Consider the following 20,745-nt stretch of genomic DNA (forward strand, 5'->3'; position numbering starts at 1 on the left):
CCGACCCGGCACGGCCCGGCACGAAAGGGCCCCAATGTGGCCTTCGGTGCGTTGAACGCACCGAAGGCCACCTTGGGTGCGTTGAACGCACCCAAGGCCACATTGGGGCGCTGGGGCTCCCACCCGGCTGCGGAGGGAATAAGGCGATCGAGCGAACCGGATCCGCGTCGTGGCCGTATCTCCTCACAGGACGGTGGACGACGGAGGGACGGCGACGTGGCGCGCGAAGGGACACTGATCGGCGACCGGTACCGCCTGCTCGGCCCGGCCGGGCCGGGCACGGTGGTCTGGCACGCCCAGGACGAACGGCTCGACCGGATCGTCGCCGTCAAGCCGCTGTTCGACGAGCCGGCGCCGGCCATTCCCGCGCCGCGGGCCGCCATCTGTGACGTCGTCGACGAGGACAGCACCACCTACCTCGTGCTCGAGTACCCGGGGGCGCGGACGCTGAGCGAGCTGCTCGACGAGCACGGCACGCTCGCTCCCGGGCTCGTCGCCCGGTTCGGTGCCCAGCTGGCCGCGGCGCTGGCCGCCGCGCACGACGACGGCGTCCTGCACCCCGCCGTCGATCCGGACCACGTCGTCATCTCGGCCGAAGGACGCGCCGGGATCGTGGCCGGCGCGGCCGCCGGCCGCGCCTACCTCGCCCCCGAGGTGCTCGACGGCGGCTTCCCCGACTTCCCGGCGGAGGTGTTCTCGCTCGGCGCCACCCTCTACGCCGCCCTGGAAGGACGGTCCGGCGAGCACGGGCCGCCGCGCCATCCGCTCACCGAAGCCGTGCTGCGGCTGCTGCACCCCGCCCCCGCGGCCCGGCCCACCATGGCCGCCGCCGAAGAGCTGCTGACCAACGTGACGGAACCGGACCGCGGGGCGCCTCGTGGCGTCGCGGGCGACTACCGCTGCGTGTAGACGAAGCCCACCTTGTCGACCTCGTCGCCGGTGCGCCCGTGGAAGCCGGCGAGCTGCCAGCCGTCCGGTGCCGTGCGGGTCACGCAGTCCGCCGTGGTCTTGCCACCGGCCAGCGTGCGGCCGAGGTTGGTGGTGAACCGGGCCGAGAAGATCCGGGTCGTGTTGTCGTACTTGCCCTGGCACAGGGTCGCGGTCGTGACGTACTCGCCGCTGCCGAGCGTCAGCGACGCCGCCGTCCCGCCCGTGCTGCCGTGCGTCAGGGTGGTGCCGTTCTCCAGGGTCACCCCGACCTGGTCGACGCGGGACCCGCTGCGCAGCGAGAGCGTCCGCACCCGGGCGCCCGCGGGCACGGCGGGGACGTCGGTGAAGTAGGCGCCGTGCGGGCCGCCGTACTGCTCGGACAGCTGCAGCGCGGGGTTGCGCTTCCAGGCGAAGCGCACGGTGATCGGGTGGTGGTCGGAGAGCATCCGGCCCTGGTCGTCGAGGAACTTCGCGTGCTCGTTGTTGTAGAACGTCGCGTCGAGCGACACGAGCTTGCTGCTGCGGTAGAGGACCTTGTCGACGACCTCGCAGTCGTTGGTGACCGCCTGCGGGTTGCACACCAGCGCCGGGCTGCCCGGAGCCGGCGCGACCCCGCCGCGCACGAGCTTCACCCACGCGTCGGTCAGGCCGTTGTCCGCCCCGAACTGGGAGATCGTGTCGGCCGCGCGGGTGTAGCGCGTGTTGGTGTCGCCCATGACGACCACCGCGTTGCCCGCCGAGTGCGACCGGATGAACGCGGTCAGCTGCGCCAGGTTCGACGCGCGCGAGGCCTGGTCGCCGTCGTTCGTCCCGGCGTTGGTGTGCGCGTTGTAGAAGTCGACGTACACGCCTTCGGCCAGCCGCACCCGCATGAAGGTGAAGCCCTTCGGGGTCAGGCAGTCGCCGGAGTCGAGCTGGCAGGACGTCCAGCGGACGCGCTCGAAGTCGTCGGTGTCGTACGGCAGCGAAGACAGCGTGTTCAGCCCGCTGCCGATCCCCGCGCCGCCGCTGGTGGGCGTGCGGTACGGGTGGTTGTCGGCGGCGTAGAGCTTCGCGTGGTAGTTGAAGTCCTCCTCGACGTGCACGACGTCGTAGGGGCCGAGCCGCTGCCCGATCGCCGTCGTCGCCGGGTCCCGCGGCGTCGGCGCGCTCGAGATGCTCTCGGGCAGGCCGGCGACGTTGTAGGCCAGTACCGAGAAACTGCCGCCGTCGGCGGCGTGCGCGGCCGCCGGGCTGACCACTGTGGACACCGCGGCGGCGAGCGCCAGCGCGGCCAGGCGTTTCTTCACGAGAACTCCCGGAGGATTCGGACGGACAAACCGGTGGGCGTGTAACGCGGAACGACCCGGTACCCCGGGCGGTCGGCCCGGATGGCGGCGAACCGGCCGCGCAGCCGCCGCGCGCACAGCACGTCGACCTCGTGCGCCGGGCACGGGCCGGTCAGCCGCAGTTCCAGGACGCTGCCGCGCTCCAGCGTGGCCTCGCCGCGCACGAGCAGCGCCCGTCCGGCGGTGACGGACAGCGTGCCGCCGGTCTGGTGGTAGCCGCCCACCCGGAGCCCGGACGCGCGCAGGGTGCCGCCGGCGAGGGCGACGGCACCGGTGCCCAGCGCGCCCGGTGTCGCCGCGACCAGCGTGCCCGCTTCGACGCGGGTGCCGCCGCGGTAGCTGTTGGCCCCGGCGAGCGTCAGGGTCCCGGTGCCCGCCTTGACGAGCCCGCCGTCGCCGCCGATGTCGTTGCGCCAGCTGTCGTTCGCGTCGAACCCGCCGCGCGTGGCGTCCATCGTGACGCGGACGCCGGCGTCGAACGCGCCGTAGCCGTCGGCCGCGGCGAAGAGGTTCAGCCGCCCCCACAGCTCCGGGCCGTCGAGCAGCGGGTGCCCGGCCGGGAACGCCGTCGTGCGCAGGACTTCCCGCCGCTGCGCCGCGTCGAGGTACGGCAGGCGCGTCTCCAGGAGCACCTCGGCACCCTTCGGCACCTGCATCGCGGCGCGCGTGGCCCGGTCCGGCAGGCCGTAGGTCGCCCGGCGCGCGACCATCGCGGCGTTGGCCCGGCGGTCGCCGTATTCGTCGGCGCCGGTGTGCGCCCGCGCGAACAGCGTGTCGGCCGTCGTGCCGGTCTTCGCGGTGAAGTACTTCAGCGCCTGCTCGCGCGCGCCCGCCTTGAGGGTGGCGTTCTCCGGGTCGGCGAGTGTCGCGGCGGTCAGCGCGGTGGCCATGATGCGGCCGCCGATCACGTCCACCGGCGAGTGCATCCCGGCGACGATCCGCGTGTCGGACAGGTCGTAGGCCCGTGCCACCAGCTCCTGGAACCGCTCGGGGACGGCGTAGGCCAGCGCGAGGCAGGCCAGGTGGAACGCGTTGGTGTGGCCGCTGGGGAAGCCGCCGTCTTCGGCCGGGGTCGTGCTGCGCTGCCGCAGCAGCTGCGGTGCGACGACCACGTCGGACCGGTAGACCGGGTAGCCGAGCGCGTCGGTCTCGCCGGTCGGGACCACCCGGCTGTCGGCGGACAGCCGCCACGGCCGCGGGTACTGGTAGGCGTACTTGCTCGGGTTGCCGGAAGCGAAGGTGCCGCGGACGGTGTCGACGAGCGTGGCCACCAGGCCGAGCTCCGAGTCGTGCGCGCCGGCGCCGAGCGCCGAACCCGCCGGTGCGTCCGCGGGGACGGCGTCGTCGATCTTCGCCGGTGGCGTGCCGTCGGGTGCGGAGGTGATGCTCGTGACGGCCTTGGCCCCACTGCGGTAGAGGTCGGCGAGGGGGCCGAGGCCGCCGATGGCGGCGTAGGACTGGTGCTGGCGGTCGTGGACGAACGCGCGCTTGGCTTCGGCGTCGGTCCGGGCGCGGGTGACGGCGACGCAGTGCCGGACGTTCGCACGCAGCACGGCCGCGTCGAGCACGGTCCCACTGTCCCATGTGGACCCGGTGCGCCAGAGGCGCTGCATCCCGGTCAGCACCCGGATCACCGCGTTGGTCTCCGGGGTGCGGTTCGCCGGGATGTTCGTGCGGTAGGCGTCGACGAACGCGGTCGCCTCCGCCCACGCGGGCACGCCCAGCACGGTGGGCACGGCGGCGACGGCGGGGACGAGCGCGGACCAGCGCAGGAAGGTCCGCCGGTCCAAAGGCGCGAGGCTCAACTGGTTCTCCTGGGAAGGCCCGCGTGGCTACAGCCGGAAAGCGCGCGGGGATCGCTGCGGGAATGATCAGCTCCCGGCGGATCCGGGTCAAGGAGCGTCCAGAGTAATTCGCCGGGCAGTAACCTGTTCTTTTGCGGGAGTGGTGCGAATTCGACGAATTCACTCGATCCGGACTTCGACGGCGGGGCTGTACACGAGCCGTCCGTGGGCCGTCACGCGGACGAGGACCCACCAGTGCGCGCCCGGCCGGGCGCCGTGCCCGGCCCGGACCGTGATCGGCACCGTCGCCCGCTCGCCGGCGGCGAGCCGGAACGGCTGGAGCCGCGGGCCGATCGTCACCGCGCTGTGACAACCGGAGCCTCGCTCCAGGCCGGGGGCTCCGCCACCCGGAACCCCCGAAATCCCGCTGTGACAACCGGAGCTTCGCTCCAGGCCGGGGGCTTCGCCACCCGGAACCCCCGAAATCCCGTTGCCCCAGGTGCCGAACGGGCTGATCGCGGCGATCCCGCCCCGGATCTCGCTCTGGGCCAGGTTGCCGAGTGACACGGCCAGTTCGGCGTGGCCCCCCGGTTTCACGACGATCGCTTCGGTGGCGAGGGCGACCTCGACGAGGTCGTCGCGCGGCGGGGGTGCCCCGACGAGGATTTCGGCCGTGTCTTCGAGGAGCTGCCCGCGGTCGTCGGAAATCCGGGCGGCGAGCAGGTAGCGGCCGGGCGTCGCGGGCCCGCGCACGGCGACCGGCATCCTCGCGTGCTCCCCCGGCGCCAGGTCGTACGCCAGGTCCGGGCCGTCCTCGGCCTGCCAGCCCGGTGGCAGCGCCAGTTCGACACGCCCGCGTGCACGGCGGCCGCTGCAGCCGACCGTGACGTCGAACGGGACTCGTCCGTCGCTCAGCCGAAGCCGGGTCGGCGTCACGTGCACGCTCACCGGCAGGTTGCCGACCGGCGCCGGTCCTTCGTTGTGCAGCCAGTACCGCGTGTGGACCGGCTGCACGGGTTCCGCGGCGCGGACGACCTCCCGGCCGGTTCCCCCGTCGCGGGCGGCGGGTTCCAGCCGCAGCGTCGCCACGTCCGCGGCACCCAGTTCGACGCGCGCGCGTCCGTCGTCGACCGCGAGCGGCTCGCCGCGTTCTTCGAGCAGATCGGTGCGCCAGGCCGAACGGATCCCGCCGTGCAGCGTGACGGACGCCGTGGCCGCGGCCCCGGTCGACTCGTACACCCGCAGCGTGATCGCGTCCGAGGGGGTGACCGGCGAGCCGGAAGCGAGCGGGTTGCCCGCGGGTTTCGCCGCCGTCAGCACGACTTCGGCCGGTTCGACCGCGATCAGGCTCAGCGTGGACGGCAGCGCGCCCGCGGTGGCGGGCACCGGCCGGGCCCGCAGCGGGTGCGCGGCTTCCTGCGCGGCACGCGGGAAGCCGGCGGCACGCCAGTCCCCTTCCCCGGCCACGATCGCGAAATCGAACGTGTGGGTCCAGTGCTGCCAGGCGAAACTCGAGCCGTCCGGTGCGGTCCGGCGTTCGCCGTCGATCCACACCCCGCTCGGCCAGCCGCTGCACGAGCGCATCAGCGACAGGTGCAGCGTCCCGCCCGGATCGACGACGAACCCGGGCGTGCCGTGGTTGACGACCGCGACCGAGTAGCCGTCGGCGGGCTCGGCAGTGCCGTCGAGCCCGCCGGGGACCCGCACGTCGAGGGTGGCACCGGCGCGCAGCTCGGCGACGGCGGCCTCGACGTCGTCGACGATCACCACCGGCAGGTCCCGCGGTCCCCGGAGATCGGCGTCGGGCACCCAGGCTTCGCGCCGGGTCCGGTTCGCCGGGACGAACACCCGGCCGTGGCGGCTCAGGGCGTCCCGGTGGCCGGGCTCGGCGGCCGCGAGGACTTCGGCGGCGTAAGGGTTGTCCGCGCCGATGACGAGCCGGACGTCGGGCAGGTTCGAATCGGCGTCCAGGGAGCCGTACCGCGGGCCGCCGGGGCGGGTGCAGGTCGCCGTGACGCCCTTCGCGGCCAGCGCCGCCACCAGCGCCCGGACCTCGGGCCCGGGGGTGCGCGGCTCGACCACTTCGGCGACGCCGATGGCGTGCGCGGTCCGGGTGCCGTCGTCGTGGGTGAGCGCGACGCGGGCGGTCGCCGACAGCCCGGCCCAGGTGTGGGCCGGCGTGTCCAGCGTCCACAGGTGCTCGGCCGCGTCCACGTCCGGGAAGCCGAACGACCGGCCGATCGCGCCGAAGCCCACCTCGGCCACCGGGAGGGCGCCCGGGACGGCGAAGTCGAACCGGGCCCGCAGCAGCCGGTCCTGCCCGAGTGACCCGTCGACCTCGGTGCGGACGTCCACCCGGGACACTCCCCGCCACAACGTCGTGCGCTGGGTGATCCGCAGCTCGTCCAGCGACGTCGTCGCGACGAGCCGCTCCCCCAGCGGGCTGGTCTCGACGATCACGTCCGCCGCGCCGGGACCGTGGCCCGGGCCCTTCGGCAGCAGGTGCCACGGTCCCTCGCCCCACACCGGGTGCTCGGCGTGCTCGTCCTGCACCACCAGCCCGGCGGCGAGACCGCCGTCCCGCAGCAGTTCCCGGCCACCGCGCCGGTCGTGGACGCGCTTGAGCGCACCCCCGCGCGCGGGGTCGGCTTCGACGGCGAAGACGTCGTTTTCGATCGACGGCGGGCCCGTCCGGGGCATCCACCCGGGCGGCACGGTGGCCGCGTCGAGAACCCGGTAGACCCGGTACCCGAGTGCGGGTACCGCCGTCGCGAGGAAGGTCAGCGTGATCTCGGCGAGCGAGCCGCCGGGGTGCCGCACGACCGCGTCGGTGACGGCGGGGACCGGGCGGCCTTCCGGGTCCACCACCCGCGCGCCCGCGACCCCGGGGTCCCGGTGCACGGTCACCGACGTCACCGCATCGCGGGCCCAGGACAGCGTGTTGAGCACGAAGACGGCCACGCCGTCCCCGGTCGTGTCGGCGTGGTGGGCCAGCTCCGCGACGGCGCCGTCGAGGACTTCGCCGCCGCGTTCGGCCGCTTCGCGCCAGCCGGTGAGCAGATCGAGGTAGACCTGGTCGGATTCGGTGCCGGTGATCGCGTCGTGGTGGGCGCCGTAGACCAGCTGCCGCCAGGCCTTGTCGAGGGCTTCGTGGGGATACCGGGCCCCGAGCAGGGCGGCGAGGGTGGCCGCCCGCTCCCCGTCGAGCACCGCCACCTCCGCCGCGCGCTGGGCCTGCTTGGTGTCGATGTAGGAGACGTCCTTGCCGGTGTAGACCGGGTTCATGTCCCGGGTCTGCACGCTGATCGCCGTGCCCCGCGCCGCCGCGTCCGCGCGGACCGCGGCGAAGAAGTCGCGGGGCAGGCCGACGACGAACCGCGGCCAGGCGTACCGGGCGTTCCAGGTCCGGTGGATCTCGGTGCAGAACCGCGACGGGATGTTGTGGTCGTGCCCGACCGGCAGCAGCACGTTGCGCGTGGCGGCCACCTGCCGCAGCGTGCTGAACTGCCGGTAGGCCTCTTCCATCGCTTCTTCGAGGGTGTCCTGGCGCTCGATGCCCCACCCCGCGACGTAGTGGTCGGCCATGTAGGCGGTCAGCAGTCCCCGCCCGCTCGGCGAGATCCATTCGAACTCCGAGGGGAACTGCATCCGGCCGATGTCGCCGGTGTGCCGCTTCGCCCCGATGTGGTGCCACGGCCCGCGTGCCCAGGCGCTCGACTCCAGACCCGCGTCGGCCATCAGCCCCGGGTAGGCCGGGTCGTGCCCGAACACGTCGAGCATCCACGCCGAACGCGGGTCGCCGCCGACGACGTCCCGCTGGTAGCCGACGCCGTAGACGGCGTTGCGGATCGTCGACTCCGGGTGGGTGAGGTTCGTGTTGGCCTCGTTGTAGTTGCCGCCCACCAGCTCGATCCGGCCGTCGCGGAGGAACCGCCGCAGGTCGTGGCGGTCGCCGGGGAAGGCGTCCCAGTGCGGTTTGAGGTAGTCGACCTCGGCCAGGACGAACCGGTAGTCCTCGTCGTCGCGGGCGGCCTCGAGGTGCGCGCGGACGAGGTCGAACGCCGACCGCTGGAACTGCATCCGCTTTTCCTGCGCCAGCGGCAGGTCGAGCCAGGTGTCGGTGAAGCCCGCCTGGGTGTTCCACCACACCGGGTCGTAGTGGAAGTGCGACACCATCCACATCGTCCAGCCGGTCTCCGCGACGACGAGGTCCGCCTCCGCCGTGACGCGCTCCCCGGCCGACTCCGCGACCACGGTGACCCGGTGTTCCGAGCCCTCGGGCGCCTGGAAGACGACGCCGACCTCGACGGTCACGCCGTCCGGGCGCACGTCGGCGGTGACGGGTTCGGGCGTGAACACCCGCTTGCCCTCGACCCGGACCCGCACCGGAGCCCCCGAAAAGCCACTCAGCGTCACTCTGACGACTTGGCGGGCCGCGGCCGCGGAGCCGATGAACAGATCGGTGCCCCGCACGGCGGTGATGCGCACAGTTCTCCTACTTGGCGTTGGCGAGTGCGTTCTTGGCGTCGCTGAAGAACTGGGTCACGCCGGCCGCGATCGACATCTTGCCGAACGCGATCTGCTTGGCCGCCGAGTCGAGCGCGGTCTTGACGTCGCCGTAGCCCGGCGGCGCGGTCGGCGCGGTGGGCAGGGCGTCCTTGGCGACCTGCGCGGCCACGTACTCGCCGAACTCCATGTCCGCCTTTTCCGGGGCGCTGGCCATCGGGGCGAGGAGGTTCTTCGCCTTGTCCGACGGCGGCAGCCCGCGCTGCAGCTTCATCGTCTTGATCGCGTCGTCGTCGTTGAGGAAGAAGTTGATCAGCTTCGCCGCACCCTCCGGGTTCTTGCTCTTCACCGGGATGCACAGCAGCACGCCGCCGGACAGCGCCTGGCCCGTCTTGCCGTTCGCGCGCGGCACGACGACCAGCTTCAGCTCGTGCTGGGTCAGCGGCTGCATCTGGGCGAGGCCCCAGCCGGTGGTCATCGCGATCTGCCCGGTGATCAGCGGGTGGTTGCCGGTGGCCGCGTCGGTGTTGCTCAGCAGCGTCGGCGGGCAGATCGCGCCGGCCTTGCGCAGGCCGTCCCAGAAGGTGAACCACTCGGTCAGGTCTTCGGGACCGAAGCCGAGGGTCTGGTCGGGGGTGTAGAGGTCCTTGCCGCGCTGGCGCAGCCACGGCTGCAACGCGCCCGAGTCGTCCTTCGAGGCGTCCAGCGCGCCGTACTTGTCCGGGCCCCAGGCCTTGGAGACCTCGGTGGCGATGGTGCCGAAGTCCTGCCACGTCCAGTCGCTGGTCGGGGCGGTGATCTTGAGCTGGTCGAAGAGCGTCTTGTCGTAGAGCACCGGGGCGTTGCCCGAGCCGGACGGGACGCCGTAGGTCCTGCCCTTGACCGCGCCCGCCGTGCGCACCGGCGCGTACAGGGTGTCCAGGCCGATCGTGCCGGGGATGTACGTGCCCAGGTCGGTGAGCACGCTGCGTCCGGCGTAGGTGCTGACGTAGGCGGTGTCCATCTGGAAGAGGTCGGGCGGGTTGCCGCCGGCGAACTCGGTGTTCAGCTTGTCGAAGTACCCGTCGTAGCCGGAGTACTGGGTGGTGACGGCGATCCCGGTCTTGTCGGTGAAGATCTTCACCGCCTTCTGGTAGGCGTCGTTGCGGGCGTTGCCGCCCCACCAGCGGAAGGTCAGGGCGTTGTTCCCGCCGCCGGATCCGCTGTTGCTGGGCGGCGCGAAACCGCAGCCGGCGAGCGCGGCGGAAGCCGCTCCCGCCCCGGCGATCCCGAGGAACCCCCTCCTGGACAGGTGCTGTGCCATGGCGGTCTCACTTTCTGTTCTGCGGTGGGGACTGCTCAGCCTTTGATGCCGGTGTTGGCCACGCCGTCGACCAGCCGCTTCTGGCAGATCAGGAACACCGCGACGGTCGGCACGAGGGTGACCACCGACATCGCGAGCATTCCGCCGTAGCTGGAACCGCTCGCCCGGTCGATGAAGGAGTTGAGGCCCAGCGGGACGGTGTACCGGGATTTGTCGGACAGGTAGACCAGCTGGCGGAGGAAGTCGTTGAACGTCCAGATGAACGTCAGGACCCCGGTGGTGAGCAGGGCCGGTCGCAGGAGCGGGAGGATCACCGAGAAGAAAACGCGGGTGTGCCCGGCGCCGTCGATGGCCGCCGCTTCGTCCAGTTCCCGGGGAATGCCGCGGATGAACTGCACCATGAGGAAGATGAAGAACGCGTCGCACGCGAGCAGCTGCGGGACCACCAGCGGCAGGAACGTGTTGATCCAGTTCAGCTTGTAGAAGATCGTGTACTGCGGGATCATCGTGGCCTGGAACGGCAGCATCAGCGTTCCGAGCATCAGGCCGAACCAGATCTTGCGGAACGCGAAATCGAGCCGGGCGAACGCGTAGGCGGCGAGCGAGCAGGACGCGATGTTGCCGATCACCACGCAGAGCGCGATGGTCGCGGAGTTCGCGAGGTACACGGTGAACGACGTCCCCGTCGCCGTCCAGCCGCCGAGGTAGTTCTCGATGGTGAAGTGCCACGGGATGGGGTCGAGCGAGCTGAAGATCTGGTTCTCCGGCTTGAACGAGGCCCCGACCAGCCACACCAGCGGGTAGATCATCACGACGACCGCGGCGAGCAGCACCCCGTGCGCGCGCCAGTGGGTCTTCGCCGGTGCCTTGATGTTGACGGCCATTTCGGTCCTTTCAGTCCGCGTAGGTGACCCAGCGCCGTGAAGACGCGAAGTAGAGCGCGGTGAAGAGGCCGATCACCACGAACAGGACCCACGCCATCGCCGAGGCGTAGCCCATCTGCAGGCTCGAGAACCCCTTGCGGTAGAGGTAAAGCGTGTACAGCATGGTCGAATCGATCGGCCCGCCCAGTCCCCCGCTGACGACGTACGCCGGGGTGAACGTCTGGAACGCGTTGATCGTCTCCAGGACCAGGTTGAAGAAGATCACCGGGGACAGCATCGGCACGGTGATCCGGAAGAACATCCGGATCCGGCCGGCGCCGTCCAGCTCCGCCGCTTCGTAAAGCTCCTTCGGGATCTGCTTGAGCCCGGCGAGGAAGATGAGCATCGGGGTGCCGAACTGCCAGCCCGACAGCAGGACCAGCGTCCACAGCGCGAACCGCGGGTCGCCGATCCAGTTCGCGCCGCGGACGCCGAAGACGCCGAGGACCTGGTTGAGCAGGCCCTGCTGCGAAAAGATCTGCCGCCACATCACCGACACCGCGACGCTCGCGCCGAGCAGCGACGGCAGGTAGAACACCGAGCGGTAGAAGCCCAGCGCGCGCAGGCCCCGGTTCAGCACCGCGGCGACGACGAGCGCGGCGGCGAGCTTGAGCGGGACCGACGCGACGACGTAGGTGAGCGTCACCTTGACCGAGTGGAGGAACTTCTCGTCCTGCCACATCGCCAGGTAGTTGTCGAACCCCACCCACTGCGGCGAGCTCAGCAGGTCGAACTTCGTCAGCGACAGGTACAGCGAGTACGCCATCGGCAGCAGGACGAACCCGAAGATCCCGAGGAACCACGGCGACAGGAAGAGGTACGCCGCCAGGTTGTCCTTGTGCCGTTTCCGGCGACGCCGGGCAGGCGCGGTCTTCGCCGCCGCCGGGATCCCGGCTTCGACGGGGTGCGTTGCGGCTTCGGCTGACATCGGCTGCTCCCGGGACTCCAGCGTGGACCGGCAGCGCTCCCGAAACGGGCGGCTGCCGTGGCACTTCTTCCGACGCACGCGGTTCCAGTGGTTCCGTCCCAGGGAGCTGGAAGCGCTTTCTCGGCACTCTAGGCAGGGCGCTCCACCGCTGTCAACGGCGGGGCGCTCACCCCTCGGCCAGCACCGCGCGAATACCCTTCTCCCTGGCCAGGTGGGCGGCGCCGAGCACGGTCGCGCGGGCGCCCAGCTCGCTGACCACGACGTCGCACGGCCAGCTCAGCCGCTCGACGGTGGCCACGACACCCGGCAGGAGCAGCCTGTTCCGCCCGACCCCGCCCCCCAGCACGACCAGGCCGGGGTCGACGACCGCGCAGATCGACGCGGCCAGGTTTCCCACGGTTTCGGCGTGTTCGGCGACGATCTCGAGCGCGACGGCGTCCCCCTTCTCCGCCAGCGCGAACAGCGCGGCGGCCGTCCGCGGCGCCGGGTCCGGGCGGCCCGCCCAGCGTCCGCGGGCGCGCTGCAGCAGCGCCCGCGAACCGAGCCGGGCTTCCAGTGCGTCGCGCACCGGCGGCCGGTCGTCCGCCCACGGGTAGGCCAGGCGGGCGACCTCCCCCGCCGCGCCGCTCGCCCCGCGCACGAGCCGGCGCCCGAGCACCACACCCGCGCCGATCGCCACGCCGACCTGCAGGAACACGAAGCTGTCGTGGTCGCGGCCCGCCCCTTCGGCGAGCTCGGCGACGGCCGCGCAGTTGACGTTGTTCTCCGTGTGCACCGGCGCGCCGCCGGGCAGGCCGAGCGCGGCCACGGCACCGGAGATCCGCGCCATGGTCGCCGGCTCGCCGCGACCGGGCGGGGAGACCACATCGGACACTGCGACCACCACGGCGCGAAGCGGACCTCGCGTGCTCCCGCGGCGCAGCACGGCTTTCACCATGCCCTCGGCGGACGCGGGCCGCGAAGTCTGGTCTTCGTCGAGCAGCTCCCCGCCGAGGGTGGTCGCCCGCAGCGCCACCTGCGTCGAGCCGCGGTCCACCGCCAGCACGTAGCCGGCCCGGGGGCCCAGCCGGTAGACCGCCGCGGTGCGTCCGGTGGCCCCCGACGAGCTGCCGCTGCGCTCGGCGAGACCGGCGGCCTCCAGTTCGGCCACCACGAGGGAGACCGTCGGCTTCGACAGCCCGCAGGCCACCGCGAGCTGCGGCCGGGTAGCCTGACCGGCGGCGGCCAGCGCGGCGAAGACCTCGCCGGCCCGGTCACCGATGCCCGATTTCGCCATCTGCACCTGCTTTCGCCGAAGTGAAACTGTCGAATGCGCGCCACCACGATCCGGCCCGTTGACAACGTGCGGGTTCGTTTGTTTACTACCTAACCAAGTGCGGGTCCCAGCCGCATCATCGTTTTTCCGCTCCACCACGGGCAAGCGAATCGGGAAAGCGCTTTCCTCGACCACGTCGACCGGTCCGGTGCCCAGGACGGCAGGGAGGCTGCGAAGCGGATGGATCCGATCCTGCTGCCGAGCCAGCACGCGAGCTCGCACGACCTGCCCGACGATCCCGCCCACCTCGACGCCGTCCTGGCCGCCGCGGCCGCCGACGCGCTGCGCGCGCAGCAGCCCGACGGCAACTTCGAGGACCCCGCGGCCGACGACGACGTCGGCGACCTCGGCCTCGGCGTGCTCTCCCTGCTCTGCCTCGCCTGGCGGCGCGGGGCCACCGGCGACCCGGCGCTCGCCGGCGCGGTGCACCGCGGCCTGGACTTCTTCCTGACGCACCGGGTGTTCCGGCGCGACAACCCCGGCGAGCCGTTCCTGCGCATCCGCGACAGCGGCCTGCCGTACGCGCGGTACATGCCCGGAGACGGCGAACACCCGTTCGGCGACTGGCCGAGCACGGTGTGGGCGATGCTGCACGCGGTCGACGTGCTGGAGCTCGGCGAGGGCCTGCTCACCGGCGACCAGTACGCCGAGGTGACCGAGCTGGCGCTCGGGTACTGGCGGTGGCTGACCGAAGCGAGCATGTTCAACCCCCAGCAGACGGGCAACCAGGCCCTCGGCGCGGTCGTCGCGGGCCTGATGCTCGGCCGCCACCTCGACGGGGTTTCCCGCGACCGCGAAGGCAAACACGTCACGACGGCGGCCATGCGGCTCTACACCGACGTGATCCGCCCGTCCCGGGTGACCGACCGCGGGTTCGCGCTGCCGGCCGAGCACGGCGCCGGCCACGACCAGAACTACCTGCCGATCTCGCTGTCCTTCCTGGCCCAGGCCCACCGGGTCACGGCCGACCGGCTGTTCCTCGACGACGGTGCGGAGATCGCCCGCCACCTCGACTGCCGGCTGTCGGCCCGCGGCTTCGACTACGGCGGCCCCCGCTACAGCGAGCAGCACTGCGGCGCCGAAGGCCTGCTCGGCCTCCGCTACTTCGGCGCGCACCTGGCCACCGACCTCGGCCGGTACCTGGCCGACCGCCGCGTCACCTACTACCCGTTGGCACGGACCGGCGCGCCGAGCGGGCACTTCGCGTTCACGACGGTCTGGCTGTACCAGGACGGCAGCCGCTGGCACCGGACGACGGCCTTTCCGGTCGCGACGCCGTATTCGCTGCGCCACCGCGCCGCGTCGGTGTCGCTGACGGGCCACCACACGCCGTACCTGATCGACGCCGGCCGGGCCGTGGTGATCGAGCCGGTGCTGGCGGGCCAGCACGGCATCGGCCCGGTCCTGGAGCGCACGCTGCTCACCCGCCCGCTCGGCCCGCTACGCGTCCGCGACGCCCGTGACGGAGACGTCGCCGCTCGGCTGGTCACCAAAGCGGTGGTCACCCGGGAGCAGGTGATGCTCAGCGTCCAGCAGCTGTTCGTGGCGGAGGAGCAGCGGATGACGCTGTTCGCGGTGGTCCCGGCGGCCGGGTGCGAGTTCCTCGCCGGGCTGCCGTACGTCGAGGAATCACCGGACGGCCAACGCAAGATCGTCACGGTGGCCTCGCCGGGCGGAGCGCCGTTCGACCTGGGAACGCCGGGCGCGGTGCTGCCCACGGACGGCACGCTCCACGCGGGCAGCCTGGCGATCACGTCGGGGGCGTCACTGCGGGTGGTCAACCCCCCGGCGGGCCGGACGAGCTTCAACAGCCCGGAGACCATCGGGCTGACCCAGGAGCAGCTGGCGTTCTCCCTGGCCGACGACCCACGCGGCTACGGAAACCCGGACGCGGGCTGGCACCGGGTGACGGACACGAACCACGTCCTGGCGGGCCCGCTGCCATCGTCGCCACCGGGCTCGTCGGTCTTCGCGGTCCGGTACGGCCCTCAGGGCGATGTCCCGTTCACGGTCGGGGTGCGTGCATCGGCCGACGGTCTGGTCATCGACGCGCCGGGTTTCTCGGTCGTCGTCGGCGATCCCGCGGGCGACGCGGCCGGGGACCCGATCCTGCGGCTGAGCTACCGGTCGGCGGATCGATAACGCTGCATCTTGTCCCGGCTGCCGCACGCACTCATCGAGCACCAGCGGCGCGCGCCCGCCCGTGAGGTGTCGAGGAACAGCAACGAGCACTCGGGGTCGGCGCATTCGCGCAAGCGGCCGGCGGCGTCGCCGCCCAGCACGGCGACCGCGTCCGCGGCGATCAGGGCCAGCAGGGACGGCACGGTCACCGAAACCACCTGCGCCCGCAGCCCCGCCGGGGTGACGTGCAGTGCGGTGACCGGCGGTGGGTGCGCCGCCCAGCGGTTCACCGTCGCGAGGTCCTCCGCCGCCGCGGCGTCCCCCGACAGCCGGCCCAGCAGCAAGCGGTAGACGGCTTCCCGCAGCTCGCGCGCCGTCGTCAGGCCGGCCGCCGTGCAGGCCGGATCGGCCGGGGTCAGGCCCGCTTCGGTGAACCAGCGGCCGAGCGCCGCGGGGTCGGGCAGGCGCTCGAAGCCGCCGTCACGCCACCGCATGCCGACCGTGGCCGTGAAGTTCACCGAGGTCCGCCCGCCGTGGAAGCGGAAGCCCTGCTTGTCTCCCACGCTGGGCAGACTACCCCGTTACCGGTTGAAGGGGTAACGTGCGACGGGTGAAATTCACGATCATCGGCGTGGGCGGCCTGGGCGGGTTCTTCGGGGCCCGGCTCGCCGCCGCCGGGCACGACGTCTCCTTCCTGGCCCGCGGCGAGCACCTGACGGCGGTGCGCGAGCGCGGCCTCACCGTGCTCGGCCCCGGCGGGGAAGCCACGACGCTGCGCGTCCACGCCACCGGCGACCCGGCGGAGCTCGGCCCCGCCGACGTCGTCCTGCCGGCGGTGAAGACCTGGCAGCTCGACGACGCCGTGGCCGCGCTCCCGATGGGCGCGGACACCGCCGTGATCACCCTGCAGAACGGGGTCGACGCCCCCGCGCAGGTCGCCAGGACGCTGGGCGAAGCCGCGGTCCTCCCCGGCGTCGCGAAGGTGATCGCCGCGCTCGCCGGGCCGGGCACGATCCGGCACGTCGGCGGCCCGGGCTCGCTCGACTTCGCGGAGTGGGACAACCGGCCGAGCGAGCGGGTCGCACGGATCCGCGCCGCGTTCGGCGCCGCCGGGATCCCCACCACGCCCCCGGCGGACATCTGGGCCGAGCTGTGGGCGAAGTTCCTGTTCATCGCGCCGGTCGGCGGGCTGGGCGCGGTCACCGGCGCCCCGTTCGGCGAGCTGCGCGGGCATCCCGAAACCCGGCGGACGCTGCAGGCGGCGATGGCGGAGATCGAACGGCTGGCCCGCGCGTCCGGCGTCGAGCTGCCCGCCGGCGTCGTCGCCGGCACGATGGCGTTCGTCGACCGGCAGCCCGCCGAGGGCACCACGTCGCTGCAGCGCGACATCGCGGCCGGCCGGCCGTCCGAACTGGACGCTTGGACCGGTTCCGTGGTGCGGCTGGGCCGCGAGACCGGCATCCCGACGCCCGTCAACGACGTCCTCTACGCGGTGCTGCGGCTGCGCGCGGACCGGTGAGGCTGCCCGCCGGGCCCGGAATCTGGCACGATCGGCCCGTGACCAGCAGCAGGCGGACGCGCGGACTGGCGATCGCGGCCGCCCTCCTGCTGGTGCTCACCGCCTGCACCGCCGATTTCGGCCCGCTCAAGCTGCGGATCGCCGCGGGCAACTCCGGCGGCGTCTACTACAAGCTCGCCCAGACCCTCGCCGGCGCCTGGCAGGCTGATCTGGGCATCGACCGGCCGCAGGTGCTGCAGACCCAGGGCTCGCCCGACAACGTCGTGAAGGTCCTGGCCGGCGAGGCCGACGTCGCCTTCGTCGCGGCCGATGTCGCCGTGGACCAGTACCGGACGCACCCCGAGCTCACCGCGCTCGCCCGGATCCACGACGACTACCTGCACGTCGTCGTCCGGGCCGACTCCGACATCAAGTCGGTGTCCCAGCTGAGCGGCCACCGGGTCGCGATCGGCTCACCGCAGTCGGGCGTCGAGTACATCGCCAAGTGGCTGCTCATCGCGGCCGGGCTGCAGGACTCGGTCAGCACGATCACCCGCGGCCTCGACGAATCCGTCGCCGCGCTGCGCAACCACGAGGTCGACGCGTTCTTCTGGTCCGGTGGGCTGCCCACGCCGAAACTGCTGGAACCGGAAAACCGCGGCCGGCTGCGCCTGCTCGACATCGCCGACCTGATGCCGAAGATGCAGGCACGCAGCCCGGTCTACAGCACCGCGACGATCCCGGCGAGCACGTACAACGAGCTTCTCCCGGTGACGACGCTGGTGGTGCCGAACTTCCTGGTGGTCCCGGAGTCGATGCCCGAGGACGTGGCGGAGGCCCTGGTCCGCGGCCTGTTCGACGCCCGCCGCGAGCTGGCGAACGCCAACCCGGCGGCCCTGTCGATCGACGTCCACCCGGGCATCGAGACCCAGCCGATCCCGCTCCACCCGGGCGCGCTGCGGTACTACCGGGCGCAAAAGACCTAGGCGACCGGAAACACCATCGAGATCCGCAGCCCGCCGCCCTCGGGCAGCTCCAGTTCCAGTTCCCCGTCCGAATGGGCGACGATCTCGCTCACGATCGCCAGTCCCAGTCCCGACCCCGGCACGTTCTGGTGGGCCGGGCTCCGCCAGAACCGGTCCAGCGCCCGGTCGAGCTCGTCCGGCCGCAGCCCCGGCCCGTGGTCCCGCACCGACAACCGCACCCGATCACCCTCCCGGGTCACCGCCACCAGGATCTCCGTGCCCGCCGCGGTGAACTTCAGCGCGTTGTCCAGCAGCGCGTCCAAGATCGTCTCGGCGCCGCGCGGGGGCATGCACACCCGCGCGCCGTCGCCGGACGTCTCGACGACCAGCCGGACGTCCCGGGCCTTGCCGACCACCGACCAGTCCGCGACCCGGTCCGCCACCACCTCGTCCAGCACCACCGGGTCCAGCTCGCCGCCGGAGGCCTCGGCGCGGGCCATCGACAGCAGCCCGTCCAGGATCTGGTGCAGCCGCCCGGCGTCGACGCGCGCCGCCTCCAGGTCCGCGGCCGCCGCCTCGTCGTCGACGTGGCCTTCGAGGTTGCCGAGCCGGATCTTCAGCGCCGTCAGCGGGTTGCGCAGCTGGTGGGACGCGTCGGCGACGAACGCGCGCTGCGCCGCCAGCGCACCCGACACGCTGGCCGCCATCCGGTCGAACGACCGGCCGAGCTGCCGCAGCTCCGGCGGGCCACCGCTCTCCCCCACCGGCTCGGCCTCCCGGCCGCTGACCACCGACGTCACCAGCTCGCCGGTCGCGTCGTCGAGCCGCTGCACCGGCCGCAGGATCCAGCGGACCACCGGGATCGCCACGGCCAGCGCGAGGGTGAAGGCGAGGATCCCGCCCGCGGCGAGCAGCAGCCACCACCACAGCACGTCGGCGCGCTCGGCGCCGGTGTCGGACACGGTGAGCACCGCGCCGTGCACCTCGCCATCGGCGAGCACCGGCTCGGCGAGCACCAGCGGCGTCGAATCCCACGGCATCAGCACCCCCGCGGGCTGGGACCGGCGACCGGCCAGCGCCTCGTGAACCGGCCCGCTGATCCGTTCGTCCTTGAGGTCGATCCGCGCGGCGGACGGCCCGAGCGACGAGGCGAACAGCTTGCCGTCCTGGTCGACGACCGCCGCCTGGACGCCGTACACCTCGTTGTAGCGGGTCAGGTCGGGCTCGATCAGCCCCGGCTTGTTGTCCAGCAGCGGCCGCTGCGCCAGCGACGCGAACCGGGCGGTGTCGGTCAGCCGGTCGAGGAACAGGTCCTGCTGCGCGCCGGCGGCGATGCTCCTGGCCAGCGGGATGCCCAGGCCGAAGACGAGCAACGCCACCAGCGTCAGCACGATGCCCTGCAGCCGGACGCGCACCCCTCAGCTCCGGGCGACCTGGCCGCCGAGCCGGTACCCGACCCCGCGGACGGTTTCGATCAGGGCCGGGCGGCCCAGTTTCGTCCGCAGCGTCGCGACGTGGACGTCCAGCGAACGGCTCTCCGCCGGGCCGCGGTGCCCCCACACCTCGGTGAGCACGTGTTCACGCGAGCAGACCGCGCCGCGCGCGCCCGCCACCAGCGCCAGCACCTGGAACTCCTTGCGGGACAACGCGACCGTCCTGCCGTCGACCAGCACCTCGTGCCGGGCGACGTCGACGGTGACGTCCCCGACCCGGATGACCACCGGTTCGGCGGCGGGGTGCTCCCCGCGGCGGCGGCGCACGGCCTCGACCCGGGCGAGCAGCTCCTCGACGTCGTAGGGCTTGACGAGGTAGTCGTCGGCGCCCGCGCGCAGGCCCTGGATCCGGTCGTCGACCTCGCCGCGCGCCGAGACGACGATGATCGCGACGTCGCTGACCGCGCGGATCTGGCGACACAGCGTGACGCCGTCGATGTCGGGCAGGCCGAGGTCGAGCAGGATCAGGTCGACCTCGTGCACCCGGTCGAGCACGCCGGCACCGGTGGCCAGCCGGGCGATCGCCAGGCCGCGGCGGGTCAGCGCCGGGATGAGCGCACCCGCGACCCGGTCGTCGTCCTCCACCAGCAGCACCCGCACCCGTCCGCCCTCCCATGGTGACCTGCTCCACCGGCCGGTGACGCGAACTCTAGGACGTCCGGGCGGCGCCCGCACCGGCCACTCGATCGGTCACTCGCCGTGACCTCGCGGTGGACACCCGCCAAAATGGACATCGATACTCAGTTGAAACCCTAAGTATTGCTCAAGCGGCCTTGCCAGCCGGTACGACAACGGTAGGTTCTCGCCCATCGCGTGGTGACCCATGCCCGAATTGCACGAACGACCCGGGAGGCCAGATGACCGCGGAGGTGGCGGCGCCGATGATCAAGGCGTCCGCCGTGAACAAGTACTTCGGCGACCTGCACGTGCTCAGGGAGATCACGCTCGAGGTGCCTCGCGGCCAGGTCGTCGTGGTGCTCGGCCCGTCGGGCTCGGGCAAGTCGACCCTGTGCCGGGCGATCAACCGGCTGGAGCCGATCAACTCGGGTGAGATCGCCGTCGACGGCGTCCCGCTGCCCGCGGAAGGCAAGGCACTGGCCGCGCTGCGGGCCGACGTCGGCATGGTGTTCCAGTCGTTCAACCTGTTCGCGCACAAGACCATCGTCGAGAACGTCATGCTCGCGCCGATGAAGGTCCGCAAGACCCCGCAGGCCGAGGCGCGCAAGACGGCGATGGAGCTGCTCGAACGCGTCGGCATCGCCAACCAGGCCGACAAGTACCCGGCGCAGCTTTCGGGTGGCCAGCAGCAGCGCGTCGCCATCGCGCGGGCGCTGGCGATGCGGCCCAAGGTCATGCTGTTCGACGAGCCGACCTCGGCGCTGGACCCGGAAATGGTCCAGGAGGTCCTCGACGTGATGACGGGCCTGGCCAAGGACGGCATGACCATGCTCGTCGTCACCCACGAGATGGGCTTCGCCCGGCGGGCAGCCGATCGGGTGATCTTCATGGCCGACGGCGAGATCGTCGAGGACACGACGCCGGAATCGTTCTTCACCGCGCCGAAGAGCGAGCGCGCGAAGGACTTCCTCGGCAAGATCCTGACCCACTGAACACGTTCCGCGGCGCCGTTCGCGTCTCGGGTGACGACACA

The 20,745-nt window shown here is 72.5% G+C and carries 15 protein-coding genes; 5 read left to right on the forward strand and 10 right to left on the reverse strand.

The window, feature by feature from the left end; genetic code table 11:
- Positions 1–216: 216 nt before the first annotated feature.
- Complete coding sequence (locus tag ACLJQE_RS30440) at positions 217–909, forward strand: protein kinase domain-containing protein (RefSeq protein ID WP_410642943.1); 693 nt, start codon at positions 217–219, stop codon at positions 907–909.
- Here ACLJQE_RS30440 and ACLJQE_RS30445 read toward each other — a convergent pair.
- From ACLJQE_RS30445 to ACLJQE_RS30475, 7 genes are all read right to left on the reverse strand, one after another.
- Positions 894–2,219: a jacalin-like lectin gene (locus ACLJQE_RS30445; RefSeq protein WP_410642944.1), complete on the reverse strand. Its 1,326-nt coding sequence runs from the start codon at positions 2,217–2,219 to the stop codon at positions 894–896. The genes ACLJQE_RS30440 and ACLJQE_RS30445 overlap by 16 nt on opposite strands.
- The gene (locus ACLJQE_RS30450) at positions 2,216–4,063 is read right to left on the reverse strand and encodes a phosphatase PAP2 family protein (RefSeq protein WP_410642945.1); all 1,848 of its coding nucleotides are present in this window, start codon (positions 4,061–4,063) and stop codon (positions 2,216–2,218) included. Before ACLJQE_RS30450 ends, ACLJQE_RS30445 begins: the two co-directional genes overlap by 4 nt.
- Positions 4,064–4,222: 159 nt before the next feature.
- Positions 4,223–8,530 (reverse strand): glycoside hydrolase family 38 C-terminal domain-containing protein, encoded by a 4,308-nt coding sequence (locus ACLJQE_RS30455; protein WP_410642946.1) that lies wholly within the window; start codon positions 8,528–8,530, stop codon positions 4,223–4,225.
- Positions 8,531–8,537: 7 nt separating this feature from the next.
- Positions 8,538–9,851, reverse strand: coding sequence for an extracellular solute-binding protein (locus tag ACLJQE_RS30460; RefSeq protein WP_410642947.1), 1,314 nt, complete (start codon positions 9,849–9,851; stop codon positions 8,538–8,540).
- A gap of 35 nt (positions 9,852–9,886) precedes the next feature.
- The gene (locus ACLJQE_RS30465) at positions 9,887–10,735 is read right to left on the reverse strand and encodes a carbohydrate ABC transporter permease (protein WP_410642948.1); all 849 of its coding nucleotides are present in this window, start codon (positions 10,733–10,735) and stop codon (positions 9,887–9,889) included.
- A gap of 10 nt (positions 10,736–10,745) precedes the next feature.
- A complete protein-coding gene (locus tag ACLJQE_RS30470) occupies positions 10,746–11,702 on the reverse strand; it encodes a carbohydrate ABC transporter permease (protein WP_410642949.1) in 957 nt (318 codons plus the stop codon).
- 166 nt (positions 11,703–11,868) lie between these two features.
- Positions 11,869–12,978: an ROK family protein gene (locus ACLJQE_RS30475; protein WP_410642950.1), complete on the reverse strand. Its 1,110-nt coding sequence runs from the start codon at positions 12,976–12,978 to the stop codon at positions 11,869–11,871.
- A gap of 219 nt (positions 12,979–13,197) precedes the next feature.
- Between ACLJQE_RS30475 and ACLJQE_RS30480 the strand changes: the two genes are divergently transcribed.
- Entirely contained in the window at positions 13,198–15,159 is a 1,962-nt protein-coding gene (locus tag ACLJQE_RS30480; protein ID WP_410642952.1) for a hypothetical protein, read from the forward strand.
- Here ACLJQE_RS30480 and ACLJQE_RS30485 read toward each other — a convergent pair.
- Positions 15,138–15,701 carry a CGNR zinc finger domain-containing protein gene (locus ACLJQE_RS30485; protein ID WP_410642954.1) on the reverse strand — a complete coding sequence of 188 codons (564 nt, stop codon included), beginning with the start codon at positions 15,699–15,701 and terminating at the stop codon, positions 15,138–15,140. The genes ACLJQE_RS30480 and ACLJQE_RS30485 overlap by 22 nt on opposite strands.
- Positions 15,702–15,748: 47 nt before the next feature.
- Between ACLJQE_RS30485 and ACLJQE_RS30490 the strand changes: the two genes are divergently transcribed.
- Positions 15,749–16,657 (forward strand): 2-dehydropantoate 2-reductase, encoded by a 909-nt coding sequence (locus ACLJQE_RS30490; RefSeq protein WP_410642956.1) that lies wholly within the window; start codon positions 15,749–15,751, stop codon positions 16,655–16,657.
- A 38-nt stretch (positions 16,658–16,695) separates the two neighbouring features.
- Positions 16,696–17,622: a TAXI family TRAP transporter solute-binding subunit gene (locus ACLJQE_RS30495; protein WP_410642958.1), complete on the forward strand. Its 927-nt coding sequence runs from the start codon at positions 16,696–16,698 to the stop codon at positions 17,620–17,622.
- On the opposite strand, the gene ACLJQE_RS30500 is transcribed toward ACLJQE_RS30495, so the two are convergent.
- Positions 17,619–19,016: a sensor histidine kinase gene (locus ACLJQE_RS30500; RefSeq protein WP_410642959.1), complete on the reverse strand. Its 1,398-nt coding sequence runs from the start codon at positions 19,014–19,016 to the stop codon at positions 17,619–17,621. The two genes, ACLJQE_RS30495 and ACLJQE_RS30500, sit on opposite strands and share 4 nt — an antisense overlap.
- 3 nt (positions 19,017–19,019) lie before the next feature.
- A complete protein-coding gene (locus ACLJQE_RS30505) occupies positions 19,020–19,694 on the reverse strand; it encodes a response regulator transcription factor (RefSeq protein ID WP_410642961.1) in 675 nt (224 codons plus the stop codon).
- Positions 19,695–19,975: 281 nt separating this feature from the next.
- On the opposite strand from ACLJQE_RS30505, the gene ACLJQE_RS30510 reads away from it, so the two are divergent.
- Positions 19,976–20,704, forward strand: coding sequence for an amino acid ABC transporter ATP-binding protein (locus tag ACLJQE_RS30510; protein ID WP_410643146.1), 729 nt, complete (start codon positions 19,976–19,978; stop codon positions 20,702–20,704).
- Positions 20,705–20,745 lie beyond the last annotated feature (41 nt).

Origin of the sequence: Amycolatopsis sp. lyj-346 (assembly GCF_046548975.1) — a bacterium.
Taxonomy (GTDB): domain Bacteria; phylum Actinomycetota; class Actinomycetes; order Mycobacteriales; family Pseudonocardiaceae; genus Amycolatopsis.

What these genes read in the sequence shown, in the direction of transcription:
- ACLJQE_RS30460 (WP_410642947.1), bottom strand. Translation starts at nt 9,851, where the DNA reads ATGGCACAGCACCTGTCCAGGAGGGGGTTCCTCGGGATCGCCGGGGCG.
- ACLJQE_RS30465 (WP_410642948.1), bottom strand. Translation starts at nt 10,735, where the DNA reads ATGGCCGTCAACATCAAGGCACCGGCGAAGACCCACTGGCGCGCGCAC.
- ACLJQE_RS30470 (WP_410642949.1), bottom strand. Translation starts at nt 11,702, where the DNA reads ATGTCAGCCGAAGCCGCAACGCACCCCGTCGAAGCCGGGATCCCGGCG.
- ACLJQE_RS30475 (WP_410642950.1), bottom strand. Translation starts at nt 12,978, where the DNA reads ATGGCGAAATCGGGCATCGGTGACCGGGCCGGCGAGGTCTTCGCCGCG.
- ACLJQE_RS30480 (WP_410642952.1), top strand. Translation starts at nt 13,198, where the DNA reads ATGGATCCGATCCTGCTGCCGAGCCAGCACGCGAGCTCGCACGACCTG.
- ACLJQE_RS30510 (WP_410643146.1), top strand. Translation starts at nt 19,976, where the DNA reads ATGATCAAGGCGTCCGCCGTGAACAAGTACTTCGGCGACCTGCACGTG.